The sequence below is a fragment of the Pseudohalocynthiibacter aestuariivivens genome, assembly GCF_018457175.1.
GTDB lineage: Bacteria > Pseudomonadota > Alphaproteobacteria > Rhodobacterales > Rhodobacteraceae > Pseudohalocynthiibacter > Pseudohalocynthiibacter aestuariivivens.
The window spans coordinates 179,973-205,254 of the sequence record NZ_JAGFNU010000002.1 but is presented as its reverse complement, the minus strand read 5'-3'; the positions used below and the strand labels follow the sequence as shown (position 1 = coordinate 205,254).

Below are 25,282 nucleotides of genomic sequence, written 5' to 3'. Positions count from 1 at the left end.
TTGATGGAGAAACCTGATGAGCGATCTGATGAAAATTTTAAAATCCCTCCGCCGCCCGGGGTTGCTGATGCGTGCAGCGCGACTGGGATCAGCCGACTACCGGCGCGAGCGTGACCTGCGGCGAGTCCTGAAAAGCCGTAACCTGCCAATGCCTGAAACGGCAATCAGCAATCTCCTTTCAGAAGAGGACATTCTGGAAGAAAAAAGAAAAACGGGCGATGCCGACTACAGCATCACCCGTCATGTCGATATTATGATTGCCCTGGTTTCCGAAGCAAGTTTGGTGCTCGGCAAACGGCAGGCAAATTAATAAAACGCGTCTGGCATAGATTCCTTTTTGGTCGCGACGTAGGCATCCAGTGCCTCAGAAATTGCAGGGTCCAGCACCGGTTGCTGATAGTCTGCCAGCAATCTGGCAACCCGTTCGGATGCAAGCGCCTGCGTATCCTTGGCGCCATCTTCGTCCCATGTTTCAAAGGGTCTGTAGTCCAGCAGGTTTGACCGCCAGAAGGCGTCTTTGAAGTTGGCTTGAGTGTGGGCACACCCAAGGTAGTGTCCGCCTGGGCCAACTTCGCGGATCGCATCCATTCCCTGTCCGTTTTCGGAAATATCCACGCCCTTTGCGATGTGATGAAGAACACCAAGCTGATCGGCATCCATAACAAATTTTTCGAACGAGGACACAAGACCGCCTTCAAGCCAGCCGCAGGCGTGTAGCATGAAGTTTACGCCACCAAGCAGGGCTGCATTATGTGTGTGGGCAGTTTCATAAGCGGCCTGAGCGTCCGGAAGCTTTGAGCCACACAAACCACCACCCGATCTGAAGGGAAGGTTAAGGCGGCGTGCCAACTGCCCTGCCCCATAAAGGATTTGTGAAGCTTCGGGTGTACCAAATGTTGGCGCACCAGAGTTCATGTCAATCGATGTTACGAAGCAGCCGAAAATTACCGGCGCACCTTTGCGCAGCAACTGGCTGTAGGCGATGCCTGCCAGAACTTCTGCCAGAACCTGCGTCAGAGTCCCCATCACCGAAACAGGCGCCATCGCACCACCAACGATAAAGGGCGAAATGATACAGCCCTGCCCGGCCCGCGCGTACACGTCCAGCGCACCGACCATGATCGGGTCAAAGGTCAGCGGTGAGTTGATGTTGATCAGTGAGGTCATGACCGCATTATCGGCAACAAATTCCTTGCCGAACAAAATTTCGCTCATCTCGATCGAGTCCTGAGCACGGGACGGCTCTGTAACAGATCCCATGTAAGGCTTGTCAGAAAGCGTCATATGGGCGTGCAACATATCAAGGTGGCGTTTGTTCACCGGCACGTCGGTCGGCTCGCAGACCGTACCGCCAGAGTGGTGCAGCCATTTTGACATATAGCCAAGTTTCACGAATTTCTTGAAATCATCAATCGTTGCGTATCGACGGCCGCCCTCGGCATCCCGAACAAATGGCGGGCCATAGACCGGTGCCAGGACCAGACTTTTACCACCAATAACGACATTGCGCGCTGGGTTGCGCGCGTGTTGTGTGTAGTGGGACGGTGCGGTTTTGATCAGCTCACGGCAGAGACCGCGCGGAATGCGTACGCGTTCGCCATCAATTTCGGCACCGGCTTCACGCCAGATTTCCAGCGCCTCGGGGCATTCAACAAAATTTACGCCAATTTCTTCCAGAACGGTTTCGGCATTTTCCTCGATAATCTGCAACGCTTCTTCGTTTAGAAATTCCAGATTGGGAATGTTGCGTTCGATATATTTCGCCGTTTCTACACTGACTGCACTGCGTTCTGCGCGCCGCGCGGCGCCGCCACCTCTTGCACGTCGCGTGGATTGTGCTTCTGTCATTTTGCTGATCTCCGAATTATTTGGTGTGTGGCACCAGTTTCTCTACCAAGATATCGAAAACGCATTGGCAACTTAGCGAAGAATCCGGCTATTGGCAGGCGAAAGCGACATTCCCGCGGTTCGTATACGTTTGAATCCTCCTAATTTAAAAATAAGCGGTGACCTAAAATCACAGCGCTCTTGCACATTTCTCCGATGATCAATATTCCCCGGACATGACCAATACATCACATGACCGACTTCTTATAATCGACTTTGGCAGCCAGGTTACGCAGTTGATTGCGCGTCGCCTGCGTGAACTCAATGTATATTGCGAAATTCACCCGTTCCAAAAAGTTACAGAAGAATTCTTGGCGGAATTTTCGCCCAAGGCAGTGATCTTTTCGGGAGGGCCCGCCAGCGTCATTGATGCAAGCTCTCCGCGTCCGCCGACATCGGTGTTTGATCTGGGCATTCCTATTCTTGGAATTTGCTATGGCCAACAAGTGATGATGCAAATGCTGGGCGGCAAGGTGGAACGCGGCCATGGCACTGCCGAATTTGGCCGCGCATTCGTCACGCCCGAGGAGTCAGATTTGCTATTGTTAAAGGGCTGGTTCGATAGCGGTCGCGAGCAGGTCTGGATGAGCCACGGCGACCACGTTTCTGAAATCGCACCGGGTTTTAAGGTGTTTGGAACATCGCCAAATGCACCTTACGCAATTACCGCAGACACAGCGCGTAATTTCTACGCGGTTCAGTTTCATCCGGAAGTGCACCACACGCCAAACGGCAGCAAGCTCTACGAAAATTTTGTTCGCATGGCTGGTTTCACCGGTGACTGGACAATGGGTGCCTATAAGGACGAGGCCATTCGAAAAATTCGCGAGCAGGTCGGCGATAAAAAGGTGATCTGTGGGTTGTCCGGAGGAGTTGACTCCTCTGTCGCGGCTGTTTTGATTCATGAAGCGATTGGTGATCAACTGACCTGTGTTTTTGTTGACCACGGATTGCTGCGTCAGGGCGAAGCCGAAGAAGTCGTGACCATGTTCCGTGACCATTACAATATGCCGCTCATCCACGCGGATGAGCAGGACTTGTTTCTAGGCGAGCTGGACGGTCAGTTTGATCCGGAAACCAAACGCAAAATCATCGGCAGGCTGTTCATCGATGTGTTCCAGAAACACGCCGCTGAAGTGGGCGGCGCAAAGTTTCTGGCCCAGGGAACGCTCTATCCGGATGTGATCGAGTCGGTCAGCTTCTCGGGAGGCCCGTCAGTTACCATTAAAAGCCACCACAATGTTGGCGGCTTGCCTGAAAAGATGGGTCTGAAACTGGTAGAACCGCTGCGTGAGTTGTTCAAAGACGAAGTTCGCGCATTGGGACTTGAACTTGGCTTGCCAGACAGCTTCATAGGTCGTCATCCTTTTCCCGGCCCAGGACTGGCTATCAGATGCCCGGGTGAAATTACCCGCGAGAAACTGGAAATTCTGCGTAAGGCTGACGCGGTCTTTATCGACCAGATCAGAAAGCACGGACTTTACGACGAGATTTGGCAAGCCTTTGTTGCGATCCTGCCGGTACGCACGGTCGGCGTCATGGGTGACGGCAGAACGTATGATTTTGCCTGCGCTTTGCGCGCTGTCACTTCTGTGGATGGCATGACAGCCGATTATTACCCCTTCAGCCATGAATTTCTTGGTGAAACCGCGACCCGCATTATCAATGAGGTGCAGGGTATTAACCGCGTGACCTATGACATTACCTCCAAGCCTCCGGGGACAATCGAATGGGAATGATTACGCGTCTTGCTGTTCTCTGTATCGCAGCAGCACCTGTCAGCGCTGGCGAACTCCCAGCGCTGAGCTGTATAGGCGATAACTGGTCTTTGTCGCTGAACTGGGAGACTGCAACATTCGAGCATGACAAGGTTCTTGAATGAAAATGCCTCCCATTTTGCTCGCAGCCTTTTATATGAGCGGGGCAATCGTTTCATTCACATCAATGGCAGTTGCCGGGCGCGCGGTACGGCAAGACTTCGACACTTTTGAGATCATGATGTACCGGTCAATTCTCGGTATCATTATAGTTGTTGCGGTCGCAGGATATGCGGGAACATTGAACCAGATAACCCGCAATCGTCTTTCCTTACAGTTTCTTAGAAACCTCTTCCATTTCACCGGGCAAAACCTGTGGTTCTACGCATTGCCGATTATTCCACTGGGGCAACTCTTTGCGCTTGAATTCACGTCACCTCTTTGGGTGATCCTGCTTGCCCCGTTTTTTTTGGGCGAGCGACTTACCCCGGTTCGTGCATTTGCGGCCGCTTTGGGTTTCATAGGCGTAATGCTCGTTGCCCGGCCTGACACCGGTGGATTGAGCATCGGCATCCTTGCAGCAGCACTTGCCGCTATCGCGTTTGCCGGAACGACAATCTGCACAAAGGTTTTAACAGGAACGGAAAGGATTACATCAATCCTGTTTTACCTGACCTTGATGCAGGCAATCTTTGGTATTGTTTGCGCAGGCTTTGATGGAGACATCAAGTTACCAACAGCAGATGCAACGCCATGGCTGTTCCTGATCGGATGTGCGGGACTTCTTGCGCATTTCTGTATGACAAAAGCACTTTCCGTCGCACCCGCTGTCGTGGTGATTCCATTTGATTTCGCGCGACTTCCCGTAATCGTGATCATCGGTGTGCTTTTTTACGATGAGCCGCTTGAATATATCGCACTTTTTGGTGCGCTCATCATTCTGACGGCTAACTACTTGAATATAAGGGCAGAAGGCCGTCCGTAATTTTTCGTAATCAAGCTAAACCATAAGTTGTATTGATAGCGTGCGTCCAAATAACAAATTTGTGACGCGGCGTAAGGATTTGACCTGTTGTTTTAATAGGGCATAACGTCAACGCCTAAGAAATAAGCAAAATGAAAACCAACAGGAACACCATACTATGAAACAAGTTTTGACTGCGGCGGCTGCCCTCGCCATATCTTCCAGCACAGCGCTGGCTGGGGGGATGGAACGATCGACACAATCGGTTGGTATTCTCTTTGAAGAGGGTACACGCGCTGAACTTAGTTTTTCGACAGTTAGCCCAAGCGTAAGTGGTACTTCCAATCCACCTTTTGCAGCGGCTTCCAGCGGCGATATGGCCCCGAACTACCAAAATTACTCTTTCGGCTACAAACAAGACATAGGCGAGAATCTGGATGTGGCAATTATTCTGGATCAGCCAGTGGGTGCTAACGTCGCTTATCCCGGAACAGGAGCCGACCCTTACCCTTTCTCAGGTTCGACTGCGGTTGTTGATTCAACAGCTGTGACAGGACTGGTTCGCTACAAGTTTCCGAGCAATTACAGTGTTTACGGTGGGGTGCGCGTCCAATCTCTGAGTGGTGATCTGAACCTTATTGGATCTGGACTCGTTGCAGCTTTGAACTATTCCTTGAGTGTAAGTTCGGATGTTCAATATGGCTATGTTGTTGGTGCTGCTTACGAACGGCCGGACATCGCGTTGCGTGTCGCACTAACCTACAATTCTGAAATAACGCACACGTTTTCTGATAACGGTGGAACACCATTCGACGTAACCATTCCACAGTCGGTAAACTTGGAATTCCAGTCTGGGGTTGCAAAAGACACGCTGGTTTTCGGGTCAGTTCGCTGGGTTGAATGGACTGCTTTCCAGATAAATCCGTTAGACTTTTTTGCGATTGCGGGTGGCCCGATAGCCGACGGCAAATCCAACACGACTTCTTATACTTTGGGTCTTGGTCGACGGTTTAGTGAACGTTGGTCGGGTGCTGTTGTTCTTGGATACGAAGCGAACAGCGGGTTGAGCCAAGGAAACCTGCAGCCAGTAGACGGTTACAAGAGCATTGGGCTTGCCGCGACTTACAAGGTCGATAATGTCGAGATTACAGGTGGTGTTCGCTACATTGATATCGGCGATACGACGACAACGACAATTGGTTCAAACTTCGCCGATAACGACGCGATTGGTGTTGGTGTAAAGGTTGGTGTGACCTTCTAAATCTGTCAAAATACAGTGATATCGAAACCCCGCCTAGACGGCGGGGTTTTTTGTGACGTGATAAGCAATTGACCCTTCGCGCACCTCTGGATACCACTTGCCTACGGCACAAGGAGGCAGCGTATGCTTTACGCATCGGCAAATGACTGGCAACAAGCAAGCAGAAAACGCGTTCTGCTTTTTGGAATGTCAGGCCTTGGCAAAACCCATGTTTCCAATATTTTGCGCGGTTCAGGTGACTGGTTTCACTACTCGATCGATTATCGCATCGGCACTCGCTATATGGGGGAACACATCGTCGATAATTATAAACGTGAGGCCATGAAGATGCCGTTTCTGGCAGATCTTTTGCGGTCCGATTCAATTTACATTGCCTCCAATATTACGTTCAATAATCTCGCCCCACTCTCGACGTATCTGGGCAAACCCGGTGACACGTCCAAGGGCGGCCTCGCTTTCAATGAATATTTACGCCGCCAAGAGCAGCATAAATCAGGCGAAATCAGTGCGTTGCTGGACACAGCTCATTTCATTGAGCGAGCCAAAGACCTTTACGGCTATCAGAATTTTGTCTGTGATAGTGGTGGCTCAATCTGCGAAGTTGTAAACCCGGAAGACCCAAACGATCCAGTACTTACAGAGTTGTCAGAGAACCTGCTTCTGGTCTGGATCAAAGGCTCAGACGCGCATACGGACCAGTTGATCCAAAGGTTCAACAAGGCACCAAAACCTATGTATTATCAGCCAGATACGCTGCGCGCTCTCTGGAAGGAATACCTGGGTGAAAACAAAATCCCCGAGTCCAAAGTCTATCCGGACTCATTCGTGCGTTGGGCCTACAAGCGGGCACTTGCAAATCGCCAACCCCGTTATCAAAGTTTGGCGGAAAACTGGGGTATCACCGTGACCGCAGAAGAGATTGCAGCAGTCACGACAGCCGAAGATTTCAATGCACTCATCACCCGCACCCTTGAGAGCCACTGATTTTCGCACTATCTGACGTCGACGCACAGGAGCCAAATATGCCAATAAAAATACCATCAGACTTGCCCGCTTTTGACGTTTTGTCGAATGAGGGCGTGATGGTCATGTCTGACCGGCAGGCAGCGCGTCAGGATATTCGCCCGCTTCAGATCGGGCTTCTCAATCTGATGCCCATGAAAATTCAGACAGAAACACAGTTTGCCCGGCTGATCGGTGCAACACCCCTTCAGATCGAACTTACTCTGATCAGGATGTCTGAACACCAGACCAAAAATACGGCCTCTGAGCATATGGAAGCCTTTTATCATTCCTTCCAGGAAATGAAGGAAAAGAAATTTGATGGCCTGGTTATTACCGGCGCACCGATAGAACATCTTCCGTTTGAGGACGTGACCTATTGGGATGAACTGGTCGAAGTCATGGATTGGACCCAAACGAACGTGCATTCCACATTCGGGGTTTGCTGGGGTGGAATGGCAATGATCAACCACTTCCACGGTGTGCAAAAGCATATGCTGCCACATAAGGCGTTTGGGTGTTTTCGGCACCAGAATCTTGCGCCCTCTTCACCATATCTACGCGGATTTTCGGACGACTGCGTCATTCCTGTCAGTCGTTGGACAGAGATGCGGCAATCTGAAATTGACGACGCTCACGGGCTAACAACGCTATTGGGGAGCGAAGAGTCTGGTCCCTGTCTGGTTGAAGACCCGGAGCACAGGGCAATCTACATCTTCAATCACTTTGAATATGACAGTGGGACGCTGAAACAGGAATATGATCGGGATATCGAGTCTGGGACTGAAATCAACGTTCCGATCAATTATTATCCAGATGACAACCCTGCCCTCACCCCGCAGAATAGATGGCGGAGCCACGCGCATTTGCTTTATGGCAACTGGATAAACGAAATTTATCAAACGACGCACTATGATATGGACCTGATCGGCACGTCCTGACACAGCCTTTCATTGCACTGATGGGCTCACACCGCCATATTCAGGATAAGAATGACGGAGAACAGGGCGATGCAGCTTCCTTTTGACGGGGCGATCAGTAGGTATTTTGAATCAGAAGCTCCGGAGCCTGTGCGCAGTGCCATCGAGGATGCTAGAAAGCGGGATATTCTGTCTGCTAGCTATCCCTACGAAAAAAGCATGCCGACATCAGAATACGAAGACACCATAGCAGCATTGCAGGTAGAACTGGTCAAACTGCAGTCATGGGTCAAGGAAAGCGGTGCCCGTGTTTCCGTTGTTTTCGAAGGGCGTGACGCAGCAGGTAAAGGCGGCACGATAAAACGGTTCCGTGAGAACCTGAACCCGCGCGTCGCCCGGGTAGTCGCGCTTTCCAAGCCGTCGGACCGGGAAGCCAGCCAGTGGTATTTCCAGCGCTACATTCAGCATTTACCTGCAGGCGGTGAAATCGCATTGTTTGACAGGTCCTGGTATAATCGCGGTGTTGTGGAACATGTTTTTGAGTTCTGTACAACCGAACAACGCAAACATTTCTTCACCCAGTTGCCAGAATTTGAAGACATGCTGGCAGACGAAGGGATTCACTTCATCAAACTCTGGCTTAATGTTGGCCGTGCTGAACAGCTTCGCCGGTTTCTGAAGCGCGAAAAAGACCCGCTGAAGCAATGGAAGCTAAGCTGGATTGATGTCGAAGGGCTTAAACGTTGGGACACCTATTCAGACGCCATTCGCGAAACGCTTGAACAAAGCCATACTGAGGCTGCGCCTTGGACTGTTGTGCGCTCTGACGATAAACGGCGTGCCCGGATTGCGGCAATTCGCGCGGTGCTGTGCCAGATCGAATACGCTGGCAAAGATGTATCCGTCGCCTGCAGGCCGGACAGCAATATTTGCGGTGGCCCCGAAATCTGGGATGTCTAAACGCGGCTATCATCACGGCAATCTGCGCGAAGCTTTGGTTGAAGCGGCGCTGAAATTGATTGAGACAAAAGGACCAACCGGTTTCACGCTGTCCGAAGCGGCGAAGCAAGCTGGCGTCACCCCGGCAGCTGTTTACCGACACTTTGATGGCCGTGAAGATCTTATCGCAGAAGCGTCACGCCAAGGGTATGAGATATTTGCGGAACTCATGGAATATGCCTACGAGAAAGGCCAACCATCGGCGTTAGCCTCGTTTGAATCAACCGGTCGCGCATATCTTGCCTTTGCGCGTCGGTATCCCGGGCATTATGTGGCGATGTTTGAGAGCGGCATCTCTATAAACCGTTCGCCAGAGCTCGCGTTTGTAGCGAAACGCGCAATGGGCGTGTTGGAGCGCGCCGCAGAAGAGCTTTCAAAACATATTCCGGCAGACAAACGACCACCCGCTTCTATGTTCAGCGCGCATATCTGGGCGATGAGCCATGGCGTGGTAGAGCTTTTTGCACGTGGTTCCCCCGGTACAATCTCGCCTTTCCCGCCAGAAGAACTGTTAGAGACTGGTATCGGTATTTACTTGCGTGGGCTGGGGTTGATCGCCCCGGATGAATAAAACAAAGCAAAAGGGCCGCCCAAATGGACGGCCCTTCTGTAATGTCGCAAAGTTTAGCGTTTGGAGAACTGGAAGCTCTTACGCGCTTTGGCTTTACCAAATTTCTTACGTTCCACAACGCGGCTGTCGCGTGTCAGGAAGCCAGCAGCTTTCAGAGCACCCCGCAACGATGGTTCATAAAGTTGCAGCGCTTTGGAAATACCGTGCTTAACCGCACCGGCCTGACCAGAGAGTCCCCCACCTTTAACAGTTGCCATCACGTCGAATTCGCCTTCAACACCAGCAACGGTGAAAGGCTGACGCAGGATCATCTGCAGCACCGGGCGTGCAAAATAAACAGCCATCTCTTTGCCGTTTACAGTGACCTTACCAGAACCTGGTTTGATCCAGACACGGGCAACCGCATCTTTACGTTTACCGGTTGCATAAGAGCGGCCAAGGTCGTCGCGGACCTGTTCGTGAACAGGCGCTGCTTCTACTTCGGCGACTGTGCCTTCAACAACGGTGTTCAGATCGTCGAGCGTTTTGATATCTTCTGACATGATCAGCTCCGTGTATTCTTGGAGTTCATGGATTTAACGTCCAACACTTCGGGTGACTGGGCTTCTTGCTTGTGCTCAGCACCTGCGTAAACACGCAGGTTGGTCATCAATTGGCGGCTCAGCTTGTTGCCGGGCAACATGCGCTGAACGGCTTTCTCTACAACGCGCTCGGGGAATTTGCCCTCAAGGATATCGCGTGCAGTATTCTGTTTAATGCCGCCGGGGTGGCCGGTGTGGCGATAGTAGATTTTGTCGTCACGTTTTTTGCCGGTCAGCTGAATCTTGTCAGCGTTGATGACGATGACGTTGTCGCCCATATCCATGTGAGGAGTAAACGACGGCTTGTGCTTGCCGCGCAGGCGCATGGCGATGATCGAAGCAAGACGGCCAAGAACAACGCCTTCAGCGTCGATCAGGATCCATTTCTTGTCGATATCCGCCGGGGTAGCGGTGAACGTTTTCATGTGTAAAACCCTAGGCTTTGGTGAAGGTGCAAGCAAACTGGCCTGACCATGAATTGATGGTCGGTTTCTATAGAGTTTGAGTGCACAGTCAAGCGACTTCATGCGGCATTTATTTATATAAAACAATTACTTAAAAATAAGGTATAATAATACCCCATTTATATTTCAATCTGATCAGGCGGATTCAGTAAAATACGTCTTAAACGCACCATCGCGTCATCGTAACACGCAAGCGATATATGTGCGTTTACCGATATCCGAATAGCATGCGGTGCCCGCCCATCAATAAGCGCGAAATCGTCGGCGGATCTGACCAAAAGCCCCTCTTTTTCGGCAGCGCGGCAAAAACTCGCCGCGCGCCAACCGCGTGGTAAGCTAAGCCAAAGGAAAGGTGCGTCTTCGTGCCATTTGAGGTCGAACCCACCTAGGATGTTTACAGCAACCTTGATGCGAGCACGTAAAACCCCGAGCATCTTGGTTTTAATCTCATCAACTTTACCAGAGTTAAGCAGTAGCGTTGCAAGATCAGCGACTGGTTTGGCTATGCCGAAATGGCTGTATTGCGTTGTGCGGCGCAGGTCTCCGGCCCGCCCGGTTGGCGCAACGACATATCCGATACGCAATGAGGGTGAGAAAACCTTTGACAGCGAAGATACATACCAGGTCAATTTTGGCAGCAAAGCCCGATAGCTTGGCAAGTCGGTATCGCTCATTGAATAGCAGTTATCTTCCATGATCTGCAGATCATAATTCCGGGCAATCTCGGCAATTTCTTTTCGCCTTGTCAGATTTGTTCGTTGCGCTGTCGGGTTATGCATTTCCGGCGAGGTACAGAGAATTTGGCCAGCGTGTTGCTGACACGCCTTCTCGAGCGCGTCAGGCAGCAGGCCTTCTGAATCGCAAGCTATGCTAACCACATCTGCGCGGACCAGCTGTGCCGCATGCCTGAAACCCGAATAGGTCAGATCTTCCGCAAAAACAATCGGTGTTGCCCCTTTCAATACGGTCTGGAAAATCGAAAGGATCGCACTTTGCCCACCGTACGTCAGGACAATGTCGTCAACATCAAACATCCCAAGCGGAAGTCGGGCGATCCAGTTCATGACCGCTTGTCTGGCAGGTCGCTCTCTTTGCGTGGACGGGTAGCGTATCATGGTTTCGTCGGGCAGCATCTCTGCCATCTTCAAATAGGCATCTCGAATCGCTTCGCTTTGCCCCACATCGGGCAGCAACGGGCTCAGCAGATTGATTTCATCTGGCCATTCTTCTGGGGTGAACGGTTGTATTGGTACAATTTTTTGTGAACCCAGAGCGGCAACAAATGTACCGCGTCCGACCTCCGCCTTCAGGAATCCATCAGTAGTTAGGCACGTATAAGCCCGGGCAACCGTGCCTGGTGTTACTTTAAGTTTCCATCCCAATTCTCTGACAGGAGGTAATTTATCACCTTCTTTAAGCTGGTCGTTCGCTATTGCGTCACGGATGGCGTCAACAAGAGCCTTATATTTTGACCCTTCACATTGTGACAAATCAGGAAACCATATTGTATCCATTACAATCTTTCATTGGACGCTTCTTGAATAGCTTTGTACCACTACATTACTGATTAATTCTGATTATTGTATCAATACAATAAAGGAGCACCCCATGGCAATGACAAATTTGCAAACCAATTCAGCGTTGAGCCGGCTTAACAGCCACCGCGAACTTCCACCGTTTAGCCAGGTGATTGTGGTGCTTGCTGCTAAGGTCGCCCAGTGGGAAGATCGCCGTCATACCCGAAAAACGTTGAAATCATTAACTGTTTCCCAGTTGGAAGACTGTGGACTGACACGCGAGACGGCCGATACGGAGGCTGCTCGTCCGTTCTGGAAGGGGTGATACATCCCCACCCTTACAGAACCTCTTCCTGGGCCGGGTTTTTCCCGGCCCTTTTTTGTGTTCTTCGCGCATTCTAAGGAAATTTCACTATTTTTCTGGCGGTATCGAATAAGTCAGTGTTGCGTGTGCAACCGGCTTCGGTTCCCCTTCAGAAAAGATCAACACGTCCCCAACCGCCAAAGCGCGTCCTAGTTTCAATATTTTTGCCTGCCCAATTAAATCAGTGTCTGCTGCTGGTTTGCGCATGAAATCGATCGAGCAGTTGGTTGTCACGGCAAGCGCCTTTGGCCCAATCATCGCGAGGATTGCGAGGTAAACGGAAACATCCGCAAGCGCGAACATAGACGGCCCCGATACCGTGCCGCCGGGGCGCAGATTGTGGTCTCCGACGAACATGCGCACCGAAATTTCTTCTGGTGCCACCTCTTCGATCTTAAAATCGTCGGAAACTTGCGGGAAAGCCTCTGTCAAAAATATTTGCAGCTCATCATGCGACATTTCTAAAGTCATGCTTTCCCCCAGCTTTGTGTCGCCTTACAGTTTGGCTGAAACCGGACGGAGGGCAAGATGGACAAGCTGGTGGTACGCAACGATATGGGCGCTGTTGCACGACTGACGCTAAATAACCCCTCAAACCTGAACGCACTGTCTGATGCAATGCTTGCCGCACTTCAGGCTGAGTTTGACCAACTGATGGACGACAGTTCAATCCGGGTGATCATCCTGTCGGGCGTTGGCAAGGCGTTTTGTGCGGGGCATGATTTGAAAGAAATGACCGCGGGGCGCAAAGCGGATGATGGTGGACGCGCCTATTTCAAAGACCTTTTCAACAGATGCGCGCACCTGATGATGACCCTGCCCCGTCTTCCACAGCCGGTCATTGCTGAAGTTCATGGCATTGCAACCGCAGCCGGGTGTCAGCTTGTTGCGTCATGCGATCTGGCTGTCGCCGCTGAAGGAACCAAATTTGGCGTGAACGGTGTGAACATCGGCTTGTTTTGTTCAACGCCCATGGTCGCGCTTAGCCGGAATATACCGCGCAAACAAGCGTTTGAAATGCTGACGACCGGGCAATTCATCGACGCGGCGCGCGCCGAAGAACTCGGCCTTATAAATCGTTCAGTAGCCCCCGGGGATTTACAGAAAGAGACAAAGTCGCTTGCAGCGCTTGTTGCCTCAAAGCTTGGGTCCGCCGTTAAAGTTGGCAAATCGGCTTTCTATGAACAGATTCAGATGCCGCTTGATCAGGCTTACGCTTACACAGGCAGCGTAATGGTTGAAAACATGCTTGTGCCTGATACCGCAGAAGGCATCAGTGCATTCTTGGAAAAACGGGAACCAGACTGGGATCAGTAAAACTGACAGAACATCAGGTCTACAGTCGGTAAATTTCCGAAAACTTGTTTTCCAGATAGTCGAGCAACGGGGCTTCGCTTGGGGCAAACCCGCAAGCCTGTTCGATCACGTCCTTCGGCTCGTAAAGCCCGCCGTGACGTTGCAGGTTTTCTTGCAGCCAACCGGTTGCGGCGGAGGTATCTCCTTGTGAAAGCGCAGTATCAACATTAGGCACCGCATCGCGCATCGCTTTGTTCAGACACCCTGCATATACATTCCCGAGGGTGTATGTCGGAAAGTATCCAAACAAACCAACAGACCAGTGTACATCCTGCAAACATCCGTTTGACGGCTTGTCGACAGCAAAGCCGAAATCAGCCTTAAAACGTTGGTTCCAGGCGTCGGGCAAATCAGCTACAGCAAGGTCGCCCGACACCAGCGATTGTTCCAGATCGAACCGCAACAAGACATGTAAGTTATATTGCAATTCGTCCGCTTCAGTACGGATACTTCCCTGTCCAACGCGGTTCACTGTGCTATAAAACGCGTCGGAATCCGGTATTCCGAAATCACCAAAGCTTTGGCGCATTTGCTCAAAAAGCCATCCGGTGAACGCTCGGCTGCGACCGATCTGGTTTTCATAGATGCGGCTTTGGCTCTCGTGCACACCCATCGATACGCCCTGCCCCAACGGCGTGAGCGCATAGGCGTCATCGATTCCAAGCTCATAGCAGGCGTGGCCGACTTCATGGATTGTGGAATAAAAACAGTTGAACGGGTCTGTCAGCGACGTGCGGGTTGTAATCCGGGCGTCAGAGCCCGAACCGGATGAGAACGGATGGACAGCCTTATCAAGCCGCCCCCGGCTGAAATCATACCCAAAGGCCCGGGCCAGAACGCGGGTAAGTTTCATTTGAAGCCGCTCTTCAAATTCACCGATGAGTGGTACCGGATGATGGCTTGCACCTATAACACATTCGCGTAGCGCGACCAGCCGCGGCCTAAGCGCGCTGAACATAGCAGCAAGTTCCGCCCCGGTTGCGCCCGGTTCATAATCTTGCAGCAATGCGTCATAACGCGACCCACCGTCTGAAATCGCATCTGCTTCTTCGCGTTTCAGGCCTAATACTTTTTCTAGTGTTCCTGCAAAGGCGTCGAAATCTTCGGCTTTGCGCGCTTCGGCCCAAACGCCTTGTGAAAGGCTGGTTACACGCGCGAGTTCCGCCGCTAATTTCGCAGGTACTTTAGAGGTACGGGTAAAGTCTCGGCGAATATGACGCAAATTCGCGGTTTCAACTTTACCAAGCTCTGCGCCCTCAAGCGCTGACAACCAGTCACCGATCCGCACATCTGTTCGGCGCGCGTGTAGCACACCCTCAAGTGCTGCCATTTCCTCGCTACGCTGCGAGGCAGCACCGCGTGGCATCATGGTTTCCTGATCCCATCCCAGACGGCCGGAAATCTGGGCGAGCGCCTCTGTCTCTCGCTGATGCGCCAACAACTCTTGATAGGCTGTCATACTAGTTTCCCCGAATGCTCTGGGTTTGTGGATACATGGTTTGAAAGCGAGATTTCAGAATGAATACCCAAAGAACAATAGCACCAACCTGATGGGTGATCGCAATGTGCCATTCTGCGGCTTGCATAACGGTCGCGACCCCTAAGATCGCCTGCAAACAAAGCATGGCGAGCACAAGGTTGAACGCACCATGGGTTGCGACATTGCCGCTTGAACGGCTTTTGCGCCAAACAACAAAGCCGAATATCAACAGCAGGTAACCTGCCAGCCTGTGAACAAATTGCACAAGTGCCGAGTTCTCAAAGAAATTGCTCCACCAGGGTGAAAGCGCAAACATTCCGTCAGGGATAACTTGGCCGGCCATCAGCGGCCAGTCGATGTACCCGCGCCCTGCGTCAATGCCCGCAACCAAAGCGCCAAGCAGGATTTGCAGGAACGCGAAATGCATCAGCCCTGTCGACATAGAGGCGAGTTTATCTTCGCGACTGCGGCGGGCTTGCATCAACTGCGCCTCGCTGCGTCCCAACGATAAGATGTACCAACTTGCCAGCCCCAAAATCACAAAGGCGAGCCCGAGATGCGTGGCAAGCCTGTAAGAGGCAACATCAACCATACGCCCGGTTAGCCCCGAGGATACCATCCACCAGCCGATAGCGCCCTGAATGCCACCAAGGACACCCAGTCCAAACAAACGGCCAGTCCAGCCGGTTGGAATACGCTTGGTTGCCCAGAAGAAAAGGAAACCTACGGCCCAAACCAGCCCGATCACGCGGCCAAGCTGCCGATGGCCCCATTCCCACCAGAATATCGTCTTGAACTCTGACAGGTTCATCGCACTGTTTTGTATCTGAAATTCCGGGCTGTCCTGATATTTTGCGAATTCTGCTGACCAATTATCTTCACTAAGCGGGGGGATAGCACCTGTAATCGGCTTCCACTCGGTGATTGAAAGGCCAGAGTCCGTCAGTCGCGTCAAACCGCCAACGGCGATCATCAAGGCGACCAGTACGAAGATCAGCATTAGCCAGCCCCGGATCGCACCTCGCGCACCCTTATGCGCCCGGTCAATAAGCCCGGGTTGTGGTGCGGCGGATTTCGCGGCTGTTGCGTCCTCGGATACTTCTTCAAAGATACTGCGTTTCTGGCTCATCGCTGCCCCCGTCTGACGTGCGCCAAACCTAGGGTTCACACGAGCCGGGGGCAAGGGTTGGAATGCCCAATTCGCCAGCAATTCGGCGAAACCTAGCCCTTATCTTTCCACCGTATGATTTGACGCAACATTCCGTGAAAGGTTTGCACATCAGCGCGGGTCATTGGCATTCGTGACCAGAGGTTGCGCAGGTTGAGCTTCATGTTCTCTGCTTTATCGTCCGGATAGAAAAACCCGGCTTCGTCCAGTCGTTGCTCAAAGTGATCGCCCAGCTTTTCAACCTCGATCGCCTCTGCAAATTCGGTTTTCGCCATTTCCATGACCTCAGGCACAGCCTCTGTCGTCTGGCGCCGCCATTCGTAGGCTGTCAGCAGAACAGATTGTGCAAGGTTTAACGACGCAAACTTCGGGTTAACCGGCACGGTAATAATGACATTCGCACGCGCGACATCTTCGTTTTCCAGACCCGCACGTTCGGGACCAAACATGATGCCAACCTTTTGCCCCGCCTCGATCAAACCACGTGCATGTTCCATGGCGCGCTCCGGTGTCATGATGGGTTTTGTCAGGCCGCGGTGGCGCGCTGTCGTGGCAAAGACGAAGTTACAATCGGCAAGGGCAGCTTCGGTTGTGTCAAAAAGCCCGGCCTCGTCAAGCAAACGGCCTGCCCCGCTGGCCATTGCGTCTGCTTTGGGGTTCGGCCAGCCATCGCGCGGGGCCACAATGCGCATACGTTCAAGCCCGAAATTCCACATTGCACGCGCCGCGCCGCCGATGTTTTCACCCATCTGTGGGCGGATCAGGATCATGGCGGGCTGTGGGCCTTGCCAGTCTTGGTTGGTGTCTTGCATCGTAAAATCTTTTGCCAGTTGATCGCGGCGTGATACGCGCCACACGCCTGCATTACAAGGTCGGAGCAGTGTCCTATAACCTAACAGTTATGCGAACCGATGCAGCCGCGCTTAACGGATGCGTCTATTGCCCGATTTCGCCAGCAGACCACCTAGGACGTAGCCAAGCGGTATTTTCCGCGCTATAGGGGCGGCAATACCATCCAAGGAGCCCGAAAATGGCCGAGACTGAGCATCCGCAACTTTACCTGATCACCCCACCTGAGTTTGAGCTTCTGAGTTTTCCGGAAACGCTTTCCCGGGTGATGGATGCCCATGACATTTCCTGCCTGCGCCTGTCGATGGCAACTAAGGACGAAGACCGGATTGCAAAAGCAGCCGATCTGCTGCGCGAGCTTTGCCATGCGCGCGACATTGCGCTGGTGATCGAGAGCCACGTGTTGCTGGTTGAGCGACTTGGCCTTGACGGTGTGCATCTGACAGACGGTGCGCGCTCAGTCCGCAAGGTACGCAAAGACCTTGGGGCTGATGCAATTGTCGGAGCTTTTTGTGGTGCACAGCGTCACGATGGTATGAATGCTGGCGAGGCTGGTGCAGATTACGTCAGCTTTGGCCCTGTGGGGGTGACACCGCTGGGCGACGGCACAGTTGCAGATACCGAATTGTTTGAATGGTGGTCCGAGATTGTCGAAGTTCCCGTTGTAGCCGAAGGCGCGCTCGACGTGGAAAATGTGGCCCGGCTGGCGCCCTACACCGACTTTTTCGCAATTGGTGAAGAGATCTGGAGAACGGATGATCCGGTTCAGGCATTGGGCGAACTTGCTGCTGCGATGGGGTGATCAGGAAAGCGGTCTGTGCGTTTGGCAAAAAAACTGATTGTTAGGACCGCAAAAATGTCATGCTAAAATGAAAATCTCGTTTTCGAGTTTCATTTAGCACTGAATTAATCTTAGGGTTGTATTTCTTTACAGGTTTCATCAATTGTACGGAAACCGGGAGATTACCCTTATGACCTATGTTCTTCATATACCCTCGGAGGCCCCGTTCGTTCAGGGGGGGGATTTCCCTGAATTTTTTAAACTCGTCCCGGATCTGCATACACGCTCGGTTTTATCTGGTGTTTACCGCTACGGAAAACGAACCTTAACTTCTGATGAAGTTCCTCGTGAAGTTGTGCTTCACAAAAAAAGAAAATCAATGCCCGATTGTTTTTTAACAACAGGTTCTCTTGCGCTTGTTACCTCCAAAGTTCGTGAAATTCTCGAGCAGTTCGACCCCGGCCTCCACCAATTTTTTCCAATCGACGTCCGGTTTAAAAGCAGCACCCAACCAGAGGGTGAATATTTCGCGATGAACGTCACGCGTATGCAGGACAGCATTGTAGATGATGTGTCGAGTGTCGCGCCGTTTCACGGGCATGTGTCTGAGAAGATGCACATTCACCATTTTCGTAAAAATGCGACCGTCAGAAAGTTTGCGCTTTCTGGTGCCAATTTGTGGCGCGAAAAGCGGTACCCGGCAAGCTTCATGATGTCAGACGCATTTTTCGAAGCGCTTAAAGCGCAGAAAATCAAGAGGTTCCGGCCCTATAAAGCAAAAGAAATCTGAGTGGAGGACGCGTTCAATGACAAAAAGTAAAGATATTGTCTGGGTCAGCCACGCAATGATGGCCGCTGGTATGACAAAGTCGTTTATACATGATGTTTATCTGGAAAATGCAGAGAGAACTGTCGATACATTGCGCCAGAACAAAAAAGGCGTGCCGCTTTCCGCTGATCGTTTTCCACAGGAAATATATGGCAAATACCCCGATCAAATGCACAAGAAACAGCCAGATATTTTTAGCGCAGGTGGGTTCTGGACGGTTTCTCCGGCGTTTGCGGATGTGCTTCGCCAGTTCAACCTGGGACAGACGTCGTTGTACCCGACAAAGCTGTTTCAGTTTGACCGGGTTACGCCGGTCGAGGGTGAATATTTTTTGTCTGAATTTCGGGGAAACAAAAGACACCTTTGAGCCAGAGCACTCTCCAAATGCAAGAAAACCATATCCAACTGAGGATATCTGGCGTCTTCCGCTAGATGTCAAACACGACGATATATCCGTGAATGAGGCAGCGCTGGAAGGTGTGGATCTTTGGGTTGAATCAAAGATTTCAGAGGCGTTTTTTCTCAGCGATAGCCTTGTCGCAGCGCTTCGCGCAACCAAGGTAACGCGCCGACTCGGGTTGTCCCGATGTCGCGTGGTGGGTGTCGGTTGATTTTTAAAAGTGACTGGAAAGAAGTTCGCAAACCTCGAATGTTCGCATACCGGCTATAACCCCGACCGAACCGCCAATTCGCAATGCTTCGCTAACGCCTTCCGGTCCGCGAAATCAGCGACACTCACCGGGTCATGATAGATGACTTCGACCTGCCCCTGTACCGGTGAGGCCAGTGTTTGAGCAAGGTGCGAGGCAAATTCCATCTTTCCCCACCAGCCATAAAACCACGACTCGACCCCCTCTGGAGCGGTATAGCGCAGGGTTACGGGCTGCACCTGTAGGGTTTCCCGCAGCCCGTCTGCAAAAAACGCGGCAAAAAGCGTGGATTTGAACGCCAGCACAAGGCTTCCGTCTGTTGAGGTTCCTTCTGGAAAAAACAAAAGTTTGTGGCCAACCTGAAGACGCGCCTCAAACAGTTCTTTTTGGCTTGCCGCCTCGCGCGCATCGCGCTTGATGAAAAGCGTGCCCGTTGCACGCGCCAGCCAGCCTATGCCGGGCCAGCTCGCCACCTCGGACTTTGAAACGAAATAAATCCGTTTGCGTGCGTTCAGCGCAAAGATATCGAGCCAGGATACATGGTTTGAGACAACGGCCCCCTGCCCCTCCATCAGCTTGCCGTGGACCGTATGACGTATACCCATGATGATGAACGCGGACCGGCAGACGAATTGCGTGATATGGGGTGTGATCGGGCGGCGGTCCCCGTAAAGAGGGCGCTCTATCAACCGCAAAAGCAGCAAGATTATCAGGGAGCCGAAGGTTACTGTGAACAACAGAACACCACGCAGAAAAACCCTGATCCACCCTGTGAAAGGAATGGGTTTCGGGTCCGGGATAATGTCAGGATCCCAACCAAGGGTCATGCTTTGCGACCTTCCACAATGCGACGCCTTTGGTTTTCGTTCATACGGTTTGTGTCCATCAGCATAAATACGTCTGTGGTGTTGAATTTGATGTCGACAAAGGCGCCGTCACCCACAAGACCGCCAAGTCGAAGGTAGGCTTTTATCAATGCTGGCGTGGCGACCATGGCCTCGCGGCGATCAATCTGATCCAGCGGTAGCAGGTTCATGTTTTGATAGTGTTTTTTCAGTACACGCACGCGCAGGTCTGGTGGGGCCAGATGCGTATGGTACAGAAAAGACAGCGGTTCTTTGATAGCGTCAACATTTATTCCATGAAAACTCGCAACGCCAAACAATATCTCGACATCATGTTCGAGAACATAAGTCGCAAGAGCGTTCCACAGATGAAACATCGCCATTCCGCCCCGATAGTCAGCGTGAAGACACGACCGGCCAAGTTCCAGTAACTTGCGCCCCTTTGCCTTTAGCGGCGACAGGTCATATTCACTTTCGCAGTAGAAATTGCCAATCTTATCTGCCTGATCTGATCTCATCAGACGATAGACCCCTACCACATGGTCCAGGTCGTCAGCGTTGCGCGAATGATCAATCAAAACCAGATGATCATAGTAGGGGTCAAAAATATCGCGTTCCAACCGGGCCTCGTGATCGACCAGATCACCATCACCACCCAGTTCTGTTACAAACACGTTATATCGCAAACGTTGTGCTGCCAGAAAATCAGATTCGTGGTGCGCCAGACGAATTTCAAATTTGGGATCAGCGGCGGTCATCGAAGGGTATTGGTCCTGTCGCCCGGGGTTTGACAGGTTCTAGGCTGCAAGGGCTATATTTGCAACAGCCAAGCCGAAGACCTTTTTCTAAGGGTCGTATACCACGACAAGATCAATCCTTGCGCTTGCGATGACAACTTTTCCGGTTTCTTCAAAGTTAACGGTAATTTTACCATCAATGTTGGATTGTACCTGTCCAATACCCCATTCCGGATGGTTCGGATGCTGCACAAACATTCCTGGCTCTAGAATTGCATTCATACTTACCGCACTTCCTTGACTGGACCTTATAATGACTGACACCACACATGATCTGGCCGCGCTCATAGGCTCTCGCATCTGTCATGATCTTATCAGCCCTTTGGGCGCAATCGGCAATGGGGTGGAACTGCTGTCATTGGCGGGCAAACCTTCGGAAGAAGTCGCGCTCATCTCGGAAAGCGTTGCAAGCGCGTCGGCGCGCATAAGGTTTTTCCGTGTTGCTTACGGGGCCAGCGTGCAAGACCAGCACATCGCGCGAAATGAATTCCTGTCAATCCTTCAGGATTATCAAAAAACCAGCCGCGTTCGGATATACTGCTCTGCAAGTGAAACCCTGCCGCGAACTATTGCCAAACTCATCCTGTTGCTTGTCCAGTGCTTTGAGACGGCTATGCCCTTTAGGGGAACGATTACCATTTCGCAAGACGATAAACGCTGGAAAGTCAGCGGATGCGCCGAAAAGCTCAGGGTAAACCCCGATTTATGGGAAATCCTGTCTGCCACGCCGGGAAATGGCGATATACGACCGGCAGATGTGCAGTTCGCGATCGTGCCACGGGTGGTTTTGGAACTCGGACGCACGCTGACTTTAAAAATCTGTGATCAGTGTATTGACGTAATAGTTTAGGGACGTGCGATCCCATCACCTGAAACAAGGTACTTAAAGCTGGTCAACTGCGCTGCCCCAACCGGCCCACGTGCATGCATCTTGCCTGTGGCAATGCCGATTTCCGCGCCCATACCAAACTCTCCGCCATCAGCGAACTGGGTCGAGACGTTTCGCATCAGAATGGCACTGTCGAGGCGCTCAAAGAAGCGCGCAGCAACATCGTCATCGTCGGTCATGATGCAATCCGTGTGAGAAGAGCTGTAGCGCCGGATGTGTGCGATTGCGCCGTCTACATCGTCAACAACTTTTGCAGCTATGATCATATCCAGAAATTCATGACCCCAGTCGCTTTCAACCGCGGGAATGGCTCCTTCAATTTTCTGCAAGGCCTCGTCCGCGTGCACCTCAACGCCTTCTGCGATCAGGCTGCGAATGACATCGGCACCGATTGAATTTGCAACGTCGCGATGTATCAAAAGGCATTCTGCCGCGCCGCAAATGCCCGTTCGTCGTGTTTTGGCATTCAGAACAACGCGTTTGGTTTTTTCTGGATCTGCTTTCGCATCGATGTAGATGTGAACGATACCCTCCAGATGTGCGAACACCGGAACACGCGCTTCACGCTGCACCAGCCCGACAAGACCCTTGCCGCCCCTTGGGACAATGACATCAATGTAATCCGTCATGCGTAGCATTTCGCTAACGGCCGCTCTGTCGCGTGTTGGAACACGCTGAATGGCGTCTTTTGTTAAACCTGCCGCCTGTAAACCGTCCTGCAAGCAGGAATGGATAATACCCGAAGAATGGAAACTTTCAGATCCGCCGCGCAAAATCACGGCGTTGCCTGCCTTCAGGCATAACGCGCCAGCATCAGCGGTTACATTGGGTCGGCTTTCATAGATCACGCCGATAACACCCAAAGGCGTCCTGATTCGCTTGATGTGCAATCCGCTGGGTTGGTCCCACTCGGCAATTACTTCTCCCAACGGGTCAGCCTGCGCTGCAACCGCGCGAAGCCCTTCGACCATTCCCTTGATGCGACTTTCATCCAGCATCAACCGATCAAGCATTGCTGCGGACAAACCCTTTTCGCGGCCATAGGCCATATCTTCGTGGTTGGCTTCAATAATCTCGGCGCGCCGGTCCCAAACAGCGTCAGCTGCTTTTTCCAGCGCCAACTGGCGTTGGTTGGCTGGGCAAAAACCAAGCTCAGTTGCAGCAGCTTTGGCACGCGCGCCGATCTCGGTCATCATCTCGGGTATGTTTTCAAGATCTTTCATAACACCATATCGTCCCTATGGATCAGCGCCGCCCGTCCTGAATAGCCCAAAATCGCTTCAATGTCAGCAGATTGCCTGCCGCTGATCGCCTGCGCCTCGGCACCAGTGTAACGGCTTAATCCTTTGCCAAGTGTCTCGCCGCCCTGACCAAGAATAGCAACCGGATCGCCCCGGCCGAAATCGCCTCGAACACCGGTCACACCGGCTGGCAGAAGGGATTTGCCGCGTGACAACGCCGAAGCGGCACCTGCATCAACCGTCACTTCCCCTTTTGGCTTCATCGCCGCGATCCAGCGTTTGCGCGCCGCTTGTGGGTCCGTTTCCGCAAGGAACCACGTGCAGGGTGCACCATCAATCAATGCTTGAATGGGGCGCAACCCAAACCCTTCGGCAATCACCAAAGCGCAGCCTGCACCAACGGCTGTCTTGGCCGCCAAAAGTTTTGTCTTCATGCCGCCTTTGGAGGTTTCAGACACCGCATCACCCGCCATTACCTCAATCTCGGGTGTAATGTGTTCAACAACGTCAAACCGTGTTGCATCAGGGTCCGTCGCTGGATTGGCGGTGTAAAGCCCATCAACATCTGACAAAAGCACCAGCTGATCCGCACCCACCGTTACGGCAACCTGCGCGGCGAGCCGGTCATTGTCGCCATAGCGGATTTCATCGGTTGCAACAGTGTCGTTTTCATTCACGATTGGGACGACACCCAGCGACAAAAGCTGCTCAAACGTCGCGCGTGAATTCAGATACCGACGCCGATTTGTGCTGTCTTCAAGCGTAACCAAAACCTGTGCCGTTGTTATCCCATGTGGTTGAAGCGCCTCTTCATAGGCCCGTGCCAGACGAATTTGCCCAACGGCGGCCGCAGCTTGCGATTGCTCTAACGCTAGCGCACCTTTTTTGAGCTTCAGAACCCCGCGCCCAAGTGCGATTGAACCCGAGGATACCAGAATGACATCGGTGCCACGCGCTTTTGCAGCGGCAACATCCTTGGCTAGGGCAACAAGCCAGTCCGTCTTCAGCATGCCCGTTTCGCGATCCACAAGCAGTGCTGAGCCGATCTTGATAACCAGCCTCTTTGCGGTGCTTACGGTTGCCACGTTTCGGGCTCCTCCGTAGCTTGTTTTTCGGCAACTTTGTCCTGGACAATCTCTGCGCGAACTGCGCGCAACACTTCTTTCAAACCTTCCTGGCTGACGCCTGACATCAGCATGACGGAACCACCACTTGCAGCTTCAAGTGCCGCTTTCTTTTTAGCCCGTTCTTCATCGTCCAAGGTATCAATCTTGTTCAAGGCAGTCACGCGAGGTTTGTCAGCCAGATGGCCACCATAAGCTTCAAGTTCGTTGATGATCGTTTGGTAGTCCTCAACAACATTTTCGGAGGTGCCGTCGATCAGGTGCAACAGAACCGAGCATCGCTCGACGTGGCCAAGAAAGCGGTCCCCAATCCCCTTGCCTTCATGGGCCCCCGCGATCAGACCGGGAATATCGGCAATCACGATTTCCGCATTGTCGATTCCGACTACACCCAAATTCGGGTGCAATGTGGTGAACGGGTAATCAGCAATTTTCGGACGCGCGTTGGAACAAGCCGCAAGAAAGGTGGATTTTCCGGCGTTCGGAAGACCAAGCAATCCGGCATCAGCAATAAGTTTCAGGCGCAGCCACAGCGTGCGATCCACACACTCCTGCCCGGGGTTTGCGCGGCGCGGTGCCTGATTTGTCGCGCTTTTGAAATGCAGGTTCCCGAATCCACCGTTGCCACCTTTGGCCAGCAAGACCCGCTGGCCGTACTCGGTCAGATCAGCGATGACTGTTTCCTGATCTTCATCTAGGATTTCAGTGCCAATCGGTACACGCAGGATGATGTCATCACCGTCGGCGCCCGTACGTTGGCTTCCCATTCCGGCCTGCCCGTTTTTCGCGAAGAAATGCTGCTGATAGCGAAAATCGATCAAGGTGTTCAACCCTTCGACAACTTCGGCAATCACATCACCACCGCGTCCGCCATCGCCACCGTTCGGGCCGCCGTATTCGATATATTTTTCACGTCGAAAGCTGACACAGCCGCCGCCGCCGCTGCCAGAGCGGATATAGACCTTAGCGAGATCAAGAAATTTCAT

The 25,282-nt window shown here is 52.3% G+C and carries 29 protein-coding genes; 15 read left to right on the top strand and 14 right to left on the bottom strand.

Annotation, left to right across the window (positions count from 1 at the left end):
- Positions 1-16: 16 nt before the first annotated feature.
- Positions 17-310: a DUF6477 family protein gene (locus tag J4E70_RS04915; RefSeq protein WP_213887973.1), complete on the top strand. Its 294-nt coding sequence runs from the start codon at positions 17-19 to the stop codon at positions 308-310.
- Here J4E70_RS04915 and J4E70_RS04910 read toward each other — a convergent pair.
- A complete protein-coding gene (locus J4E70_RS04910; RefSeq protein ID WP_213887972.1) occupies positions 307-1,848 on the bottom strand; it encodes a trimethylamine methyltransferase family protein in 1,542 nt (513 codons plus the stop codon). The two genes, J4E70_RS04915 and J4E70_RS04910, sit on opposite strands and share 4 nt — an antisense overlap.
- 215 nt (positions 1,849-2,063) lie before the next feature.
- On the opposite strand from J4E70_RS04910, the gene guaA reads away from it, so the two are divergent.
- From guaA to J4E70_RS04870, 8 genes are all read left to right on the top strand, one after another.
- On the top strand, positions 2,064-3,626 hold the full coding sequence (gene guaA / locus J4E70_RS04905; protein WP_213887971.1) for a glutamine-hydrolyzing GMP synthase: 1,563 nt from the start codon (positions 2,064-2,066) through the stop codon (positions 3,624-3,626).
- Complete coding sequence (locus J4E70_RS04900; protein ID WP_213887970.1) at positions 3,617-3,769, top strand: hypothetical protein; 153 nt, start codon at positions 3,617-3,619, stop codon at positions 3,767-3,769. The genes guaA and J4E70_RS04900 overlap by 10 nt, the downstream gene beginning before the upstream one ends.
- Before the next feature lie 2 nt (positions 3,770-3,771).
- Positions 3,772-4,629 carry a DMT family transporter gene (locus J4E70_RS04895; protein ID WP_213888150.1) on the top strand — a complete coding sequence of 286 codons (858 nt, stop codon included), beginning with the start codon at positions 3,772-3,774 and terminating at the stop codon, positions 4,627-4,629.
- A 157-nt stretch (positions 4,630-4,786) separates the two neighbouring features.
- Entirely contained in the window at positions 4,787-5,869 is a 1,083-nt protein-coding gene (locus tag J4E70_RS04890) for a hypothetical protein (RefSeq protein ID WP_213887969.1), read from the top strand.
- A 123-nt stretch (positions 5,870-5,992) separates the two neighbouring features.
- Entirely contained in the window at positions 5,993-6,853 is an 861-nt protein-coding gene (locus J4E70_RS04885) for an ATPase (RefSeq protein WP_213887968.1), read from the top strand.
- Positions 6,854-6,891: 38 nt separating this feature from the next.
- Complete coding sequence (gene metA / locus J4E70_RS04880) at positions 6,892-7,812, top strand: homoserine O-acetyltransferase MetA (RefSeq protein WP_213887967.1); 921 nt, start codon at positions 6,892-6,894, stop codon at positions 7,810-7,812.
- A 69-nt stretch (positions 7,813-7,881) separates the two neighbouring features.
- A complete protein-coding gene (ppk2, locus tag J4E70_RS04875) occupies positions 7,882-8,751 on the top strand; it encodes a polyphosphate kinase 2 (protein WP_213887966.1) in 870 nt (289 codons plus the stop codon).
- On the top strand, positions 8,744-9,361 hold the full coding sequence (locus J4E70_RS04870; protein ID WP_213887965.1) for a TetR/AcrR family transcriptional regulator: 618 nt from the start codon (positions 8,744-8,746) through the stop codon (positions 9,359-9,361). The genes ppk2 and J4E70_RS04870 overlap by 8 nt, the downstream gene beginning before the upstream one ends.
- 53 nt (positions 9,362-9,414) lie before the next feature.
- Here J4E70_RS04870 and rpsI read toward each other — a convergent pair whose 3' ends face one another.
- The 3 genes from rpsI to J4E70_RS04855 all read right to left on the bottom strand — a co-directional run bounded on the left by rpsI (position 9,415) and on the right by J4E70_RS04855 (position 11,920).
- Positions 9,415-9,903, bottom strand: a complete 489-nt coding sequence (gene rpsI / locus J4E70_RS04865; protein WP_213887964.1) for a 30S ribosomal protein S9 — start codon at positions 9,901-9,903, stop codon at positions 9,415-9,417.
- 2 nt (positions 9,904-9,905) lie between these two features.
- Positions 9,906-10,367 carry a 50S ribosomal protein L13 gene (gene rplM, locus J4E70_RS04860; RefSeq protein ID WP_213887963.1) on the bottom strand — a complete coding sequence of 154 codons (462 nt, stop codon included), beginning with the start codon at positions 10,365-10,367 and terminating at the stop codon, positions 9,906-9,908.
- 158 nt (positions 10,368-10,525) lie between these two features.
- On the bottom strand, positions 10,526-11,920 hold the full coding sequence (locus tag J4E70_RS04855; RefSeq protein WP_213887962.1) for an aminotransferase-like domain-containing protein: 1,395 nt from the start codon (positions 11,918-11,920) through the stop codon (positions 10,526-10,528).
- 94 nt (positions 11,921-12,014) lie between these two features.
- On the opposite strand from J4E70_RS04855, the gene J4E70_RS04850 reads away from it, so the two are divergent.
- Positions 12,015-12,248 (top strand): DUF1127 domain-containing protein, encoded by a 234-nt coding sequence (locus tag J4E70_RS04850; RefSeq protein ID WP_213887961.1) that lies wholly within the window; start codon positions 12,015-12,017, stop codon positions 12,246-12,248.
- An 87-nt stretch (positions 12,249-12,335) separates the two neighbouring features.
- On the opposite strand, the gene J4E70_RS04845 is transcribed toward J4E70_RS04850, so the two are convergent.
- Positions 12,336-12,758, bottom strand: coding sequence for a PaaI family thioesterase (locus tag J4E70_RS04845; protein WP_213887960.1), 423 nt, complete (start codon positions 12,756-12,758; stop codon positions 12,336-12,338).
- Between the two features lie 57 nt (positions 12,759-12,815).
- Here J4E70_RS04845 and J4E70_RS04840 point away from each other — a divergent pair, with 57 nt between their 5' ends.
- Positions 12,816-13,604: an enoyl-CoA hydratase gene (locus J4E70_RS04840; RefSeq protein WP_213887959.1), complete on the top strand. Its 789-nt coding sequence runs from the start codon at positions 12,816-12,818 to the stop codon at positions 13,602-13,604.
- A 19-nt stretch (positions 13,605-13,623) separates the two neighbouring features.
- On the opposite strand, the gene J4E70_RS04835 is transcribed toward J4E70_RS04840, so the two are convergent.
- The 3 genes from J4E70_RS04835 to J4E70_RS04825 all read right to left on the bottom strand — a co-directional run bounded on the left by J4E70_RS04835 (position 13,624) and on the right by J4E70_RS04825 (position 17,103).
- Positions 13,624-15,102, bottom strand: coding sequence for a carboxypeptidase M32 (locus J4E70_RS04835; protein ID WP_213887958.1), 1,479 nt, complete (start codon positions 15,100-15,102; stop codon positions 13,624-13,626).
- A gap of 1 nt (position 15,103) precedes the next feature.
- Positions 15,104-16,252 (bottom strand): heme A synthase, encoded by a 1,149-nt coding sequence (gene ctaA / locus J4E70_RS04830; protein ID WP_213887957.1) that lies wholly within the window; start codon positions 16,250-16,252, stop codon positions 15,104-15,106.
- Between the two features lie 92 nt (positions 16,253-16,344).
- The gene (locus J4E70_RS04825; protein ID WP_213887956.1) at positions 16,345-17,103 is read right to left on the bottom strand and encodes an RNA methyltransferase; all 759 of its coding nucleotides are present in this window, start codon (positions 17,101-17,103) and stop codon (positions 16,345-16,347) included.
- 218 nt (positions 17,104-17,321) lie between these two features.
- On the opposite strand from J4E70_RS04825, the gene J4E70_RS04820 reads away from it, so the two are divergent.
- The 3 genes from J4E70_RS04820 to J4E70_RS04810 all read left to right on the top strand — a co-directional run bounded on the left by J4E70_RS04820 (position 17,322) and on the right by J4E70_RS04810 (position 19,117).
- Positions 17,322-17,942, top strand: a complete 621-nt coding sequence (locus tag J4E70_RS04820) for a thiamine phosphate synthase (protein WP_213887955.1) — start codon at positions 17,322-17,324, stop codon at positions 17,940-17,942.
- A 169-nt stretch (positions 17,943-18,111) separates the two neighbouring features.
- Entirely contained in the window at positions 18,112-18,711 is a 600-nt protein-coding gene (locus J4E70_RS04815) for an imm11 family protein (RefSeq protein WP_343229442.1), read from the top strand.
- Between the two features lie 16 nt (positions 18,712-18,727).
- Positions 18,728-19,117, top strand: a complete 390-nt coding sequence (locus J4E70_RS04810; RefSeq protein ID WP_213887953.1) for a hypothetical protein — start codon at positions 18,728-18,730, stop codon at positions 19,115-19,117.
- A 297-nt stretch (positions 19,118-19,414) separates the two neighbouring features.
- On the opposite strand, the gene olsA is transcribed toward J4E70_RS04810, so the two are convergent.
- From olsA to J4E70_RS04795, 3 genes are all read right to left on the bottom strand, one after another.
- Entirely contained in the window at positions 19,415-20,227 is an 813-nt protein-coding gene (gene olsA / locus J4E70_RS04805) for a lyso-ornithine lipid O-acyltransferase (protein WP_213887952.1), read from the bottom strand.
- Complete coding sequence (gene olsB / locus J4E70_RS04800) at positions 20,224-21,003, bottom strand: L-ornithine N(alpha)-acyltransferase (protein WP_213887951.1); 780 nt, start codon at positions 21,001-21,003, stop codon at positions 20,224-20,226. The genes olsA and olsB overlap by 4 nt, the downstream gene beginning before the upstream one ends.
- A gap of 87 nt (positions 21,004-21,090) precedes the next feature.
- The gene (locus J4E70_RS04795) at positions 21,091-21,264 is read right to left on the bottom strand and encodes a DUF3553 domain-containing protein (protein WP_213887950.1); all 174 of its coding nucleotides are present in this window, start codon (positions 21,262-21,264) and stop codon (positions 21,091-21,093) included.
- A 31-nt stretch (positions 21,265-21,295) separates the two neighbouring features.
- On the opposite strand from J4E70_RS04795, the gene J4E70_RS04790 reads away from it, so the two are divergent.
- On the top strand, positions 21,296-21,892 hold the full coding sequence (locus J4E70_RS04790) for a histidine phosphotransferase family protein (protein WP_213887949.1): 597 nt from the start codon (positions 21,296-21,298) through the stop codon (positions 21,890-21,892).
- Here the strand turns inward: J4E70_RS04790 and J4E70_RS04785 are convergent.
- The 3 genes from J4E70_RS04785 to obgE are packed head-to-tail and all read right to left on the bottom strand — an operon-like array spanning position 21,889 to position 25,282.
- Positions 21,889-23,154 carry a glutamate-5-semialdehyde dehydrogenase gene (locus J4E70_RS04785; protein WP_213887948.1) on the bottom strand — a complete coding sequence of 422 codons (1,266 nt, stop codon included), beginning with the start codon at positions 23,152-23,154 and terminating at the stop codon, positions 21,889-21,891. The genes J4E70_RS04790 and J4E70_RS04785 overlap by 4 nt on opposite strands.
- Complete coding sequence (gene proB / locus J4E70_RS04780) at positions 23,151-24,257, bottom strand: glutamate 5-kinase (protein WP_213887947.1); 1,107 nt, start codon at positions 24,255-24,257, stop codon at positions 23,151-23,153. Before proB ends, J4E70_RS04785 begins: the two co-directional genes overlap by 4 nt.
- Complete coding sequence (gene obgE, locus J4E70_RS04775) at positions 24,245-25,282, bottom strand: GTPase ObgE (protein WP_213887946.1); 1,038 nt, start codon at positions 25,280-25,282, stop codon at positions 24,245-24,247. Before obgE ends, proB begins: the two co-directional genes overlap by 13 nt.